This window comes from Pseudomonas sp. SDO5532_S415 (assembly GCF_054071155.1).
On record NZ_JBSVWS010000056.1, the window covers coordinates 1 to 13,738 of the forward strand.

9 protein-coding genes and 2 riboswitches are annotated in these 13,738 nt (G+C 61.6%); of the genes, 5 read left to right on the plus strand and 4 right to left on the minus strand.

All coding sequences use genetic code 11. From position 1 onward, the window contains the following. The coding region (gene cobN / locus ACW9HW_RS14735) for a cobaltochelatase subunit CobN (RefSeq protein WP_457400497.1) at positions 1-2,431 on the minus strand (2,431 nt) is incomplete at its 3' end. Positions 2,432-2,434: 3 nt separating this feature from the next. Then, positions 2,435-3,499 carry a cobalamin biosynthesis protein CobW gene (gene cobW, locus ACW9HW_RS14740; RefSeq protein WP_457400499.1) on the minus strand — a complete coding sequence of 355 codons (1,065 nt, stop codon included), beginning with the start codon at positions 3,497-3,499 and terminating at the stop codon, positions 2,435-2,437. A gap of 99 nt (positions 3,500-3,598) precedes the next feature. Next, positions 3,599-3,810, minus strand: a riboswitch (cobalamin riboswitch). A gap of 175 nt (positions 3,811-3,985) precedes the next feature. Next, positions 3,986-4,211, plus strand: a riboswitch (cobalamin riboswitch). Between the two features lie 120 nt (positions 4,212-4,331). Between cobW and ACW9HW_RS14745 the strand changes: the two genes are divergently transcribed. The 4 genes from ACW9HW_RS14745 (at position 4,332) to cobM (ending at position 6,480) form a co-directional block, all read left to right on the plus strand. Beyond that, positions 4,332-4,526 (plus strand): CbtB domain-containing protein, encoded by a 195-nt coding sequence (locus ACW9HW_RS14745; protein WP_457400502.1) that lies wholly within the window; start codon positions 4,332-4,334, stop codon positions 4,524-4,526. 11 nt (positions 4,527-4,537) lie between these two features. Further along, positions 4,538-5,242: a CbtA family protein gene (locus ACW9HW_RS14750; protein WP_457400504.1), complete on the plus strand. Its 705-nt coding sequence runs from the start codon at positions 4,538-4,540 to the stop codon at positions 5,240-5,242. Continuing rightward, positions 5,239-5,652, plus strand: coding sequence for a cobalamin biosynthesis protein (locus tag ACW9HW_RS14755; RefSeq protein WP_457400505.1), 414 nt, complete (start codon positions 5,239-5,241; stop codon positions 5,650-5,652). The genes ACW9HW_RS14750 and ACW9HW_RS14755 overlap by 4 nt, the downstream gene beginning before the upstream one ends. Positions 5,653-5,733: 81 nt before the next feature. Then, positions 5,734-6,480 (plus strand): precorrin-4 C(11)-methyltransferase, encoded by a 747-nt coding sequence (gene cobM / locus ACW9HW_RS14760; protein WP_095194678.1) that lies wholly within the window; start codon positions 5,734-5,736, stop codon positions 6,478-6,480. Positions 6,481-6,646: 166 nt separating this feature from the next. On the opposite strand, the gene nfuA is transcribed toward cobM, so the two are convergent. Both nfuA and ACW9HW_RS14770 read right to left on the minus strand, forming a co-directional pair. Continuing rightward, positions 6,647-7,231: a Fe-S biogenesis protein NfuA gene (gene nfuA, locus ACW9HW_RS14765; protein ID WP_008059275.1), complete on the minus strand. Its 585-nt coding sequence runs from the start codon at positions 7,229-7,231 to the stop codon at positions 6,647-6,649. A gap of 205 nt (positions 7,232-7,436) precedes the next feature. Next, positions 7,437-9,734 carry a fatty acid cis/trans isomerase gene (locus ACW9HW_RS14770; RefSeq protein ID WP_457400507.1) on the minus strand — a complete coding sequence of 766 codons (2,298 nt, stop codon included), beginning with the start codon at positions 9,732-9,734 and terminating at the stop codon, positions 7,437-7,439. A gap of 155 nt (positions 9,735-9,889) precedes the next feature. Here ACW9HW_RS14770 and metH point away from each other — a divergent pair, with 155 nt between their 5' ends. Then, positions 9,890-13,600 carry a methionine synthase gene (metH, locus tag ACW9HW_RS14775; protein ID WP_457400509.1) on the plus strand — a complete coding sequence of 1,237 codons (3,711 nt, stop codon included), beginning with the start codon at positions 9,890-9,892 and terminating at the stop codon, positions 13,598-13,600. Positions 13,601-13,738: the final 138 nt, after the last annotated feature.

Here is a 13,738-nt window from a genome sequence, read left to right on the forward strand (position 1 = left end):
ACATCAATGTGGCTGACAGTCCATCGCCAGCAGGCTGGCTCCCACAGGGGGCATTCAACATCTGTGAAATAAGCTGTGCAGCGAACAGTTCGAGACGTTCGCGGGTATCGCCCGTAGTGCGCCAGAGCTCTTCACTGATCGACATTAATGCATCGGGACGAGGTCCGCTCCACGGATCGGCCAACGCGCAATCGAGCGGATCGAACCCCAGCCCGAAGGCCTTGGCCAACGCCCGCAGCAGACTCGACTGCGCCCCGCGCCCATCGCCCCGGGGAATACGCAGCAGCGCAAGCAAGGTGTCAATGCGCAGACGCCCGGCCGGTGATTCGCCGAACACGTGCAAACCATCGCGGATCTGCGACTCTTTCAAGTCGCACAGGTAAGTGTCCAGGCGCGGCAGCCAGATCGCCGCATCGGCGTCGCTGTCCAGCTGCTCTTCAAGCTGCAGTTCGCGGTCGATGTGGGTCTCGCGCACCAATTGCAGGATGTCCCGTTGCAACTCCCGGGCGCGGCGCGGATCGAGCAGTTGCGCTTCGTAATACTCGTCGGCCAGCAGCTCCAGGTTGCGCAGCGGTCCATAGGTTTCGGCGCGGGTCAGGGGCGGCATCAAGTGATCGATGATCACCGCCTGGGTGCGGCGCTTGGCCTGGGCGCCCTCGCCCGGATCGTTGACGATGAACGGATAGATGTTCGGTAACGGCCCGAGCAGTGCGTCCGGCCAGCAATTCTCCGACAGCCCGACGCCCTTGCCCGGCAACCATTCGAGGTTGCCGTGCTTGCCGACGTGGATCACGCCGTGGGCGCCATAGGTATTGCGCAGCCAGAAATAGAACGCCAGATAGCCGTGGGGCGGCACCAGGTCCGGGTCGTGATACACCGCACTCGGATCGACCTGATAACCCCGCGCCGGCTGAATGCCGACGAAGGTCAGGCCGAAACGCAACCCGGCGATCATCATTCGACCGCCTCGGCACATCGGATCGTTTTCCGGCGATCCCCAACGCTCTTGTACCGCCGCGCGATTGGTTTCGGGCAGTGCGTTGAACATTGTCAGGTATTCGTCCATGGCCAGACTTTGCTGGCACGGGCGTTGGTCGATTGTTTCCAGATCGTTGCTGACGCCGCCGAGCAATTGCTGGATCAGCGCAGTACCACTGCCCGGCAATTCGGCCGGCAGCGGATAACCTTCTTTATGAAGCGCTCGCAGGATGTTCAGCGCCGCAGCCGGAGTATCGAGCCCCACACCATTGCCGATGCGACCATCACGGGTCGGGTAATTGGCGAGGATCAGCGCAACCCGCTTTTCAGAATTGCGCAGGCGCGCCAGATCGATCCAGCGCCGCGCCAGTTCGGCGACGAAGTCCATGCGCTCAGGTTGTGGCCGGTAGCAGACCACGTCGGACTGACTGCGCTCACTGCGCCAGGCCAGATCCTTGAAACTGATCGGTCGGCTGATGATGCGTCCGTCCAGTTCCGGCAGCGCGATGTGCATCGCCAGATCCCGGGGTCCGAGGCCCTGCTCGCTGGCGCGCCAGCCCGGCTCGTTGTCCTGGGCACAAATCGCCTGAATCACCGGGATGTTGCGGCGAAACGGCCGCAAGTGCGGCGCTTCGGGGCTCGATTGCGCGAACCCAGTGGTGTTGAGAATCACCCCCGCCTCGACTTCATCCAGCCAGTCCTCGACCACCGTCAGGCAACCGGGTTCTTTCAAACTGGCCAGCGCAACCGGCAACGGGTTCAACCCCGCCGCCTGCAAACGCTGGCAGAAAACATCGATGAAAGCGGTGTTCGCCGCTTGCAGGTGCGAGCGATAAAACAGTACCGCCGCCACGGGCTGATCGGCCTGCCAGTCAGCTTGCCAATCCTGCAGCGTCGCGGGGCTTTTTTGCGGGTGGTAAATCGCCGTGCGCGGCAGGGTTTGCGGCTCGGACCATGGGTAATCACGACCCAGCCAGCGACTGGCCAGGCAGCGAAACAAGTCCAGGGCATTGCCCATGCCACCCTGACGCAGGAAGTGCCAGAGCCGGTCGCGGTCCTCAGGGATCACGGTGCTCAGGTCGCTGAGTTCCGGGTCCGGGCGATCATCGCCCGGGACCAGAATCAGTTGCACACCACGTTGCGACAACTCCACCAGACGCTCGATACCGTAACGCCAATAGGCTATGCCGCCATGCAGCGATATCAGAATGACTTTGGCGTGGCGCAGCACTTCATCGACGTACAGATCGACCGAGGCGTGATTCTGTACCTGCATCGGATTGGCCAGGCGCACGCTCGGGTAGTCGTCGGGCAACTGCTGCGCTGCCTCGGCGAGCAGCGCCAGGCTGGAGTCGCCGCTGCACAGGATCACCAGCTCGGCGGGGGTTTGTCCAAGGTCGGCAATGTTGTCATCCGACACAAATCCGCCGGGCTGGGTCCTGAGCAGGTGCATGGCTTACACGCTGAGCGCGGCGCGCAGTTGCGCTTCGAGCAAGGCAGCGTCCAGTTCCTGGCCGATCAGCACCAGCCGGGTGATACGCGTTTCTTCAGCGCCCCACTGCCGGTCGAAGTGCTTGTCGAAACGGGTGCCCACGCCCTGGATCAGCAGGCGCATCGGTTTGTTCGGGATCGCGGCGAAGCCCTTGACCCGCAGGATGCCGTGCTGGACCACCAGTTGGGTCAGCGCATCCAGCAGCAGGCTTTCGTCAGCCTGTGGCAACTCGATGGAAATGGAATCGAAAGCATCGTGATCATGATCGTCTTCTTCGCCTTCATGATGGTGGTCGTGATGGCTGTGACGGCTGTCGATGTGCTCTTCGGAACCGGCGCCGAGGCCGATCAGCACGTCCAGCGGCAGGCGACCGTTGCTGGCTTCGATGACTTTCACCGCCGGTGGCAGTTCCTCGGCGACTTCCAGGCGCACGCGGGCCAGATCTTCCGGGTTGATCAGGTCGGCCTTGTTGAGGATCACCAGGTCGGCGCTGGCCAGTTGGTCGGCGAACAGTTCGTGCAGTGGCGATTCGTGGTCCAGGTTCGGGTCGAGTTTGCGCTGGGCGTCGACCTGATCGGGGAACGCGGCAAAAGTACCGGCGGCCACCGCCGGGCTGTCGACCACGGTGATCACCGCGTCAACGGTGCAGGCGCTACGGATTTCCGGCCACTGGAAAGCCTGGACCAGCGGTTTTGGCAGGGCCAGGCCCGAAGTTTCGATGAGGATGTGATCGAGATCGCCGCGACGGGCCACCAGTTCGCGCATGACCGGGAAGAACTCTTCCTGGACGGTGCAGCACAGGCAACCGTTGGCCAGTTCATAGACCCGGCCAACAGCTTCTTCTTCGGTGCAACCGATGGAGCATTGCTTGAGGATCTCGCCGTCGATGCCCAGCTCGCCGAACTCGTTGACGATCACCGCGATGCGGCGGCCCTGGGCATTGTCGAGCATGTGCCGCAGCAAAGTGGTTTTGCCCGAGCCGAGGAAGCCGGTAACGATGGTGACGGGGAGTTTGGCCAGTGTTTTCATCGGATGCCCTTTGGCAAGGTGGCGGGCATACGGGACGAGAACCGGCAACGCGCATGCGAGCCGGAAGCGTTCGCCACCGGATCACCCCGCCCGGTTGTAGTGAGAATCTGTATCGAGGCAGGTCTCCTGGCTGACGGTGTGCCAATCATTGGACTGGCGTTCGCTGCGCCTTCCCGCGGGCTCAGGACATGAGCGTGCAGTGGCGTGGCAGCGAACATCACCGTTCACAGTTGCGGGGGCAGCCGCGGCATCGACCGCGTTCCCTTCTTAGCTTCGGCAAACGCCGAAGAACCTCGAAAGCGCAAGGCTACGCATGGTATGGGGGCGGGTCAATGTCTTGTGACACCCTCACTGGCCCCTTCGCGAGCAGGCTCGCTCCCACATTGGAATGCGGCCACCTGTGGGAGCGAGCCCGCTCGCGAAGAATTCACCTCGGTTCAAGATGAGAACCCCTGCCAATTGACGCCCCACCCTCGCCCATGCTCTCCTACACCTCTTGTTACGGGTGCCCTTCACAGGGTGAAACGGGAAACCGGTGAATCATGTGCTTTACTCTAGAGCCATGTCAGTCCGGTGCTGCCCCCGCAACGGTAAGCGAGCGAAGTGTCAGATCCACTGTGTCGATGAGGCATGGGAAGGTGATGCTTGCAGGTCAAGGCGAAAGCCTGCGCCCCTCGTGAGCCCGGAGACCGGCCCGCAACACAAAGTGACCAAAACATCACTGAATGACAAACCCGCGGTGGGCGGGCGCTGTTCGAATCCCTGCGCTCGCTGGTGCGCGGGTTCTTGCATGCGCTTTTGATTCCCCGCTGACAGAACAGAGGGAAACGCCATGTCGATCATCAGCAGCACCGACCACAGCAGCACCGCCAGCAGCACCACAACCCTGACCCAACGCCTGACCGCCGCCGTATTCGCGTCGATCCTCGGCGCCAGCCTTGTGTATTTCGCCGGTTTCTCGCACATCGAAGCGGTCCACAACGCCGCTCACGATACCCGTCACAGCGCCGCATTCCCGTGCCATTGAGACCTGCCGACATGATCAAGCGTATTGCGCAAACCGCAGGTTTCACCGGGTTGCTGGCCGCCCTGCTGCTCACACTGCTGCAAAGCCTTTGGGTTTCTCCGCTGATTTTGCAGGCCGAGACCTACGAAAAACCCGAACCCGCCGCCGTTGAAGTGCACGAACACGCCGCCGGCGTCGCCGCCCACACTCACGACGGCGAAGCCTGGGAGCCGGAAGACGGCTGGCAGCGCGTGCTGTCGACCACAGGTGGCAATCTGGTGGTGGCGGTCGGTTTCGCCCTGATGCTCGCCGGTCTCTACACCTTGCGCGCGCCGACCAAAACGTCCCAGGGCCTGCTCTGGGGGCTCGCGGGTTACGCCACTTTCGTGCTGGCACCGACCCTCGGACTGCCGCCTGAATTGCCGGGCACGGCGGCCGCCGATCTGGCACAACGACAGCTCTGGTGGATCGGCACCGCCGCGTCCACGGCTGTCGGCATCGCCCTGATCGCGTTCAGCCGCCACTGGCTGATGAAAATCCTCGGTGTGGCGATCCTTGCCGTGCCCCATGTGATTGGCGCACCGCAACCGGACGTGCACTCGATGCTCGCCCCGCAAGCACTGGAGACTCAGTTCAAAATCGCTTCGCAACTGACCAACGTCGCGTTCTGGCTCGCCCTGGGCCTGATCAGCGCCTGGTTGTTTCGCCGTAAAAGCGATGGCCAATACCACGCATGATGGATACCGGCACTGCGCCGACCCTGGTGGTCGGCCTGGGCTGCCAGCGCGGCTGCCCCGTCAGTACGCTGCGAGCGCTGCTCGATCAGGCGCTGCAGGCCAACCAGATCGAACTTCATCAGATCAAGGCCCTGGCCAGCATCGACTTGAAGCGTGACGAACCGGCCCTGATCGAACTGGCCGAACAACTCGGCTTGCAGATGATGTATTTCAGCAGCGTACAGTTGGCGGCCTATCAAGCGCAGCTCAGCCATCATTCGCAGATCGCCTTCGAACGCACCGGGTGCTACGGCGTGGCGGAAAGTGCCGCCCTGGCCATGGCCGAACAACTGGCCAATGCGCCGGCAAAACTGCTGATCCCGCGACAAAAATATGCCCAGGCTACGCTGGCATTGGCCGGCGCCGCATAAAATCCCCGATAATCCCGCCTTCGATCATGAGCAATCTTCATCTGAAGCGTTGCCCATCACCTTTTTTCACAGGAACCGACAATGACCGTCTACTTCATTGGCGCAGGTCCCGGCGATCCGGAACTCATCACCGTCAAAGGCCAGCGGCTGATTCGCAGTTGCCCGGTCATCATCTATGCCGGCTCGCTGGTACCCACCGCCGTGCTTGAAGGTCATCACGCGCAAAAGGTGGTCAACAGCGCCGAATTGCATCTGGAACAGATTATCGAATTGATCAGGACTGCCCATGCCAACGGTCAGGACGTAGCCCGGGTGCATTCCGGCGATCCGAGCCTGTATGGCGCCATCGGCGAACAGATTCGCCACCTGCGTGAACTCGACATTCCCTTTGAGATCATCCCCGGCGTCACCGCGACGGCCGCTTGCGCAGCGTTACTGGGCGCAGAGCTGACGTTGCCGGACGTGTCCCAAAGCGTGATCCTGACCCGCTATGCCGACAAAACCGCCATGCCGGTGGGCGAAGAACTGGGCAGCCTGGCGCAGCATGGGGCGACCATGGCGATCCACTTGGGGGTCAATCATCTGGAGAAAATCCTTGCCGAGTTGTTGCCGCATTACGGCGCGGATTGCCCGATCGCGGTGATTCACCGGGCGACCTGGCCGGATCAGGATTGGGTGGTGGGGACGCTCGAGGATATTGCCGGGAAGGTTGCCGCCAAGGGGTTTCGGCGCACGGCGTTGATTCTGGTGGGTCGGGTGTTGGGGAGTGATCATTTCAGCGAGTCGTCGCTGTACCGTGCGGGGCATGCGCATTTGTACCGGCCCTGAAGCACTTGTGGCGAGGGAGCTTGCTCCCGCTGGACCGCGGAGCGGTCCCACATCAGCCAACACATTCATCACGGGAAAATGTATTGGCTGATTTGCGACTGCTTCGCAGTCGAGCGGGAGCAAGCTCCCTCGCCACAGCGCCGTTTTTTAGTTCGCAGCGAACGCCTTAGTAGTAGGCGTTTTCTTTCTGCGTGTGGTCAGTGACGTCACGCACGCCCTTGAGCTCGGGGATGCGCTCGAGCAAGGTGCGCTCGATGCCTTCCTTCAAGGTCACGTCGGCCTGGCCGCAGCCCTGGCAACCGCCGCCGAACTGCAGAACGGCGATGCCGTCTTCGACCACATCGATCAGGCTGACCTGACCGCCGTGGCTGGCCAGCCCCGGGTTGATCTCGGTTTGCAGGTAGTAATTGATACGCTCGTTGATCGGGCTGTCGGCGTTGACCATCGGTACTTTGGCGTTGGGCGCCTTGATGGTCAGCTGGCCGCCCATGCGGTCGGTGGCGTAGTCGACAACCGCGTCATCCAGAAAGGCTTCGCTGAAGTGATCGATGTAAGCAGTGAAGCTTTTGAGCCCCAGTGCGGTGTCTTCGGGTTTTTCTTCGCCCGGCTTGCAGTAGGCAATGCAGGTTTCGGCGTACTGGGTGCCAGGCTGGGTGATGAAGACGCGGATGCCGATGCCCGGGGTGTTCTGCTTGGAGAGCAGATCAGCCAGGTAATCGTGGGCGGCGTCGGTGATGGTAATAGCGGTCATGGAAACTCCTCGCAGGCTTGGGCGCAGTTTACGCCAATCATCGCGCCGGACAAAGTCCTAGTATTTTTGTCGGGAAAAGATTTCGACGATTGCGCCCCTTGTGGGAGCGAGCCTGCTCGCGAAGACGGACTGCCAGCCGACATCTTGGTCGACTGACACACCGCGTTCGCGAGCAGGCTCGCTCCCACAAGGGATCAGCGGTTGATTACAGGTTTTCGTAGCGATTCATGTCCAGCACGCCCTCTTCCACCGGCTCGGTCTCGTGGATGTAGCGGCTCAAGTCATGAAAGTAAAACCAGAACTGCGGATGGCTGCGCCGAATCCCCCAGCGTTCGACGATTTTCTCGAAACGGTCGGCATCCTTGGCGTTTTCCATCGCATCCACAAATGCCGGGACCTCCCCGGCGGGAATGTTGAACATGAAGTTCGGATAACTGCTGAGTACTCCCGGGAAAATGGTCACGGTATCCAGCCCGGGCTGATAACGCAGCGACTCGCCGAGCAGAAACGCCACGTTACTGTGCGCGCGATTGCGCAGCAGGCTGTACACCACACGCTGGCCGTTTGCGGTTTCGACGCGCAGCATTGACGCTTCCGGCAACTGATCGATGACCTTGAGCCCGGCCGCCGGGCGTGACGCCAGGTGACTCAAGGCCTGTTCGGCGCTCTGCAAGTCCGGGTCGATGTTCGGGCGCGAACAATAGGCGCCGTCGCAGCGATTGATCGGATCCGGCTTGGCATCAAGTTCGCCATAGCGCGCCAGCATCTGCATGGCGAAGTCGCGTTTCGGGTCTTTTTCATCGAGCTTCAGCGCGGTCGGCTTGTCGTTGTCGATGGACTCGTAATCCATCCACATCTTGAATTTGCCGCTGCTCTGATACCAGTCGTCGAGGTAGCCATCGCGCGAATCGGCGGGCATCAGGCGCAGGAAGTTCTGTTCGGCGCCATTGCGGATCAGGTCGAAGTACAGGCGTGTCTGGGCTTGATGGGAGACGTTGCCGAACACATCGAAATTCACCGCCAACTGATAATAGGTGCGTTCCAGCAGCGGGAAGTCGAACAGCCACATCGTTTGCGGCACCTCGCCGATAAGGCCCTTGGTCACGGCGGCACTGTCGAAGTGCCGGAAGATGCTCAGCAGCGCATTGTCATTGCCGGCCCACAAGGTCGACCAACTGGGTGCCGGCAGGTCGGCGTAGCTGTCGCGGCGCAAGGCCTCGTACTCGTTGCGCTTGTCGCGGTAGTCGTGCCACAGGCTCAGGACACTGCCGACATCGTCGTTCTGCCCCGGCATCGCCAGCAACGGCGTGGCCTGGCCACGGTAATTCGGGTCGGTGATATAGAGGTCGTGCTCGGGCGCCTGGAACAGCGCCCAAAAGTTATCGCGGATCACGTCCGTGGCGATTTGCCCCCGGCACACCGGGCCGCGAATAAAAGTGCGCACGAAATACTCGGCGTTATCGAGCATGAATTGATAACGCGCCTGGGCCGGGATGGCCTCGAACGTGGCAAATGGATTGGCCCGACTTTCCGGCCCATAGCCCGGCAAGGCGCTGGCTTGCCAGTTGCCGTTGTAGAACAGGCTTTTGACCCGGGCCATCTTCGCCGCGCTCAGCGGATACGTGATGTGGGTCTTGTGCACGATCACACCCTGCACCGGCCACAAGCGGTAATAAAACTGCGTGCCCGGATCATCGTTCGGGCGACGGGTATTGATCAGGTCGATGGGCTGGCCGGTCGGCGTGCGCGAGCGCACCCACTGGAAGAAGTGCCCCGGCTCGCCGTCCTTGAAGTAAAGGTGCGCGAGGAACCAGTGCTCGAACAACCAGCGCCCCACCAGACTTTGCCGGGCGCCAGGTGCGTTGAGCAGGTTTTCCCACTGCACCACCTGCAACGCTTCCCTGGCGCTGGGCACCAGGCCCTGCTCATCGATCGGCGCACCGGACGCGAGCCAGCGCTGCAAGGTTTGGTACTGCTGATCGGTCAGCCCGGTGACCGCCAGTGGCATGCCCTGATTCGGATGGGAACTGGCGTAGCTGTCGAACTCCGCCGGCATCGCGCACACATTGTCGCGATTGAGGCCGAGGGCGATGTCTTGTGGAAGTTTGGCATTGGGTTGCAGCGGCGTCCGGTGACCCAATTCGAGCATGCGCGCCATCAATGCCGCCTGACTGCCCTGAGCATCGAGCACCGAGTAGAAGCCCTTTTGCTGCCAGGCGCGCTTGCCGAAGGCATCATAAAACAACCGGGTCGGTGCCGCGGCCTGGCTACGGTCGCCGTCGTACACCGGGATCTTGCTCGCCCCACGGGCCACACCCTCGCCACTGCCAAGGTTGAGCTGACAGGCGGAGTCGTAGCAGGCATGGCAGGCCACGCACTTTTCAGTGAAGATCGGTTGAATGTCGCGGCTGTAGGAAATAGAAGGAGAAACAACCGGGTCTTGCGCCACGGCGCCCCAGCTTAATAACAGCAATACACTGCTGATGACGACGCGATACGACATGTCCCTGATCCCGATCCTTGAAAAACGCCGCGATTCTACCGGTCCGCCGGCCCCTTCAACATGAGCGATATTCATGCAAAACCCGAACATGCTCTAAAAGCGCACAGGTTTGCTATGATCCCGGCCCTTCGTCATGGTCTTTTCGAGTAGTCCCAATGTCCGATCGCAGTGTTCGCCTTCAAGCTCTCAAGCACGCCCTCAAAGAGCGCATCCTGATTCTCGACGGCGGCATGGGCACCATGATCCAGAGCTACAAGCTCGAAGAACAGGATTACCGTGGCAAACGCTTCGCCGACTGGCCGAGCGATGTCAAAGGCAACAACGACCTGTTGGTGCTGACGCGCCCGGACGTGATCGGTGGCATCGAAAAAGCCTACCTGGATGCCGGTGCTGACATCCTGGAAACCAACACCTTCAACGCCACCCGCATTTCCATGGCCGATTACGGCATGGAAGAACTGGCCTACGAACTGAACGTAGAAGGCGCTCGCCTGGCGCGCAAGGTCGCCGATGCGAAAACCCTCGAGAACCCGGACAAGCCGCGCTTCGTCGCCGGCGTGCTCGGCCCGACCAGCCGTACCTGCTCGCTGTCCCCGGACGTGAACAACCCCGGCTACCGCAACGTGACCTTCGATGAACTGGTGGAGAACTACACCGAGGCCACCAAAGGCCTGATCGAAGGCGGCGCCGACCTGATCCTGATCGAAACCATTTTCGACACCCTCAACGCCAAGGCGGCGATCTTTGCCGTGCAAGGCGTGTTCGAAGAGCTGGGCATCGAATTGCCGATCATGATCTCCGGCACCATCACCGACGCCTCTGGCCGCACCTTGTCCGGCCAGACCACCGAAGCGTTCTGGAACTCCGTGGCCCACGCCAAGCCGATCTCGGTCGGTTTGAACTGCGCCCTGGGCGCCAGCGAATTGCGCCCGTACCTGGAAGAGTTGTCGAACAAGGCCAACACCCACGTTTCGGCGCACCCGAACGCCGGCCTGCCGAACGAGTTCGGCGAGTACGACGAACTGCCGTCGCAAACCGCCAAGGTCATCGAAGAATTCGCGCAAAGCGGCTTTTTGAACATCGTCGGCGGCTGCTGCGGCACCACCCCGGGTCACATCGAAGCCATCGCCAAGGCCGTGGCCGGTTATGCGCCGCGGGAAATCCCCGAAATCGCCAAGGCCTGCCGCCTTTCGGGCCTGGAACCGTTCACCATCGATCGCAACTCGCTGTTCGTCAACGTCGGCGAGCGCACCAACATCACCGGTTCCGCCAAGTTCGCCCGCCTGATCCGTGAAGACAACTACACCGAAGCCCTGGAAGTCGCGCTGCAACAGGTCGAAGCCGGTGCCCAGGTGATCGACATCAACATGGACGAAGGGATGCTCGATTCGAAGAAGGCCATGGTGACCTTCCTCAATCTGATTGCCGGCGAACCGGACATCTCCCGCGTACCGATCATGATCGACTCCTCCAAATGGGAAGTGATCGAGGCCGGCCTCAAGTGCATCCAGGGCAAGGGCATCGTCAACTCGATCAGCATGAAGGAAGGTGTCGAGCAGTTCATCCATCACGCCAAGCTGTGCAAGCGCTACGGCGCCGCCGTGGTGGTGATGGCGTTCGACGAAGCCGGCCAGGCCGATACCGAAGCGCGCAAGAAAGAGATCTGCAAACGCTCCTACGACATTCTGGTCAACGAAGTCGGCTTCCCGCCGGAAGACATCATCTTCGACCCGAACATCTTTGCCGTGGCCACCGGTATCGAAGAACACAACAACTATGCCGTGGACTTCATCAACGCCTGTGCCTACATCCGCGACGAGCTGCCGTACGCCCTGACGTCGGGCGGCGTGTCCAACGTGTCGTTCTCGTTCCGTGGCAACAATCCGGTGCGCGAGGCAATCCACTCGGTGTTCCTGCTGTACGCGATCCGCTCCGGCCTGACCATGGGTATCGTCAACGCCGGTCAGCTGGAGATCTACGACCAGATCCCGGTGGAACTGCGCGACGCCGTGGAAGACGTGATCCTCAACCGCACCCCGGAAGGCACCGACGCCCTCCTCGCCATCGCCGACAAGTACAAGGGCGACGGCAGCGTCAAGGAAGCCGAGACCGAAGAGTGGCGCAACTGGGACGTCAACAAGCGCCTGGAACACGCGCTGGTCAAAGGCATCACCACCCACATCGTCGAAGACACCGAAGAATCCCGTCAGTCCTTCGCCCGTCCGATCGAAGTGATCGAAGGGCCGTTGATGTCCGGCATGAACATCGTCGGTGACCTGTTCGGCGCCGGTAAAATGTTCCTGCCGCAGGTGGTGAAATCCGCCCGCGTGATGAAACAGGCCGTGGCCCATCTGATCCCATTCATCGAACTGGAAAAGGGTGACAAACCGGAAGCCAAGGGCAAGATCCTGATGGCCACGGTCAAGGGCGACGTGCATGACATCGGCAAAAACATCGTCGGCGTGGTGCTGGGCTGTAACGGCTACGACATCGTCGACCTTGGCGTGATGGTCCCGGCGGAGAAAATCCTCCAGGTCGCCAAGGAACAGAAGTGCGACATCATCGGCCTGTCCGGCCTGATCACCCCGTCGCTGGATGAAATGGTCCACGTCGCCCGCGAAATGCAGCGCCAGGATTTCCACCTGCCGTTGATGATCGGCGGCGCCACCACCTCCAAGGCGCACACGGCGGTGAAGATCGAACCCAAGTACAGCAACGATGCCGTGGTGTACGTCACCGACGCTTCCCGCGCGGTTGGCGTGGCCACCCAGCTGCTGTCCAAGGAACTCAAGGCCGGTTTCGTCGAGAGAACCCGCGAGGAATACATCGAAGTCCGCGAGCGTACCGCCAACCGCAGCGCCCGCACCGAACGCCTGAGCTACGCTGCGTCGATTGCGAAAAAGCCGCAGTTCGACTGGAGCACCTACACCCCGGTCAAGCCGACGTTCACCGGCACCAAGGTGCTGGACAACATCGACCTGAAGGTATTGGCCGAATATATCGACTGGACGCCGTTCTTTATCTCCTGGGACCTGGCCGGCAAGTTCCCGCGCATCCTCCAGGACGAAGTGGTTGGTGAAGCCGCCACTGCGTTGTACGCCGATGCCCAGGAAATGCTCGCCAAACTGATCGACGAAAAGCTGATCAGCGCCCGCGCGGTGTTCGGCTTCTGGCCGGCCAATCAGGTGCGCGACGATGACATCGAACTCTACGGCGATGACGGCAAGCCGCTGGCCAAGCTGCATCACCTGCGCCAGCAGATCATCAAGACCGACGGCAAGCCGAACTTCTCCCTGGCGGACTTTGTGGCACCGAAGGACAGTGAAATCACCGATTATGTAGGCGGTTTCATCACCACCGCCGGCATCGGCGCCGAAGAAGTGGCCAAGGCTTATCAGGATGCCGGCGACGACTACAACTCGATCATGGTCAAGGCCCTGGCCGACCGCCTGGCCGAAGCCTGCGCCGAGTGGCTGCACCAGCAGGTGCGTAAAGAGCATTGGGGCTACGCCAAGGACGAAACCCTGGACAACGAGGCGCTGATCAAAGAGCAATACACCGGCATCCGCCCTGCCCCGGGCTACCCGGCGTGCCCGGATCACACCGAGAAGGCCACCCTGTTCGCCCTGCTCGACCCCGAGGCCGCCGAAATGCGTGCCGGCCGTAGCGGTGTGTTCCTCACCGAGCACTACGCGATGTTCCCGGCGGCGGCTGTCAGCGGCTGGTACTTCGCCCACCCGCAGGCGCAGTACTTCGCCGTGGGCAAGATCGACAAGGACCAGGTGCAGAGCTACACATCGCGCAAAGGCCAGGAGCTGAGCGTGACCGAGCGCTGGCTGGCGCCGAACCTGGGTTACGACGACTAACCCAGCTCCTGGCCACAACACTGTGGCCAATGGAAATCCCCTTGTGGGAGCGAGCCTGCTCGCGAAGACGTCGTGTCAGTCGACATAAATGTTGCCTGACCCACCGTTTTCGCGAGCAGGCTCGCTCCCACATTTGTT

Coding starts and splice junctions, on each gene's coding strand:
- metH (WP_457400509.1), top strand. CDS start 9,890: ATGTCCGATCGCAGTGTTCGCCTTCAAGCTCTCAAGCACGCCCTCAAA.
- ACW9HW_RS14750 (WP_457400504.1), top strand. CDS start 4,538: ATGATCAAGCGTATTGCGCAAACCGCAGGTTTCACCGGGTTGCTGGCC.
- cobM (WP_095194678.1), top strand. CDS start 5,734: ATGACCGTCTACTTCATTGGCGCAGGTCCCGGCGATCCGGAACTCATC.
- ACW9HW_RS14745 (WP_457400502.1), top strand. CDS start 4,332: ATGTCGATCATCAGCAGCACCGACCACAGCAGCACCGCCAGCAGCACC.
- nfuA (WP_008059275.1), bottom strand. CDS start 7,231: ATGACCGCTATTACCATCACCGACGCCGCCCACGATTACCTGGCTGAT.
- cobW (WP_457400499.1), bottom strand. CDS start 3,499: ATGAAAACACTGGCCAAACTCCCCGTCACCATCGTTACCGGCTTCCTC.
- ACW9HW_RS14755 (WP_457400505.1), top strand. CDS start 5,239: ATGATGGATACCGGCACTGCGCCGACCCTGGTGGTCGGCCTGGGCTGC.
- ACW9HW_RS14770 (WP_457400507.1), bottom strand. CDS start 9,734: ATGTCGTATCGCGTCGTCATCAGCAGTGTATTGCTGTTATTAAGCTGG.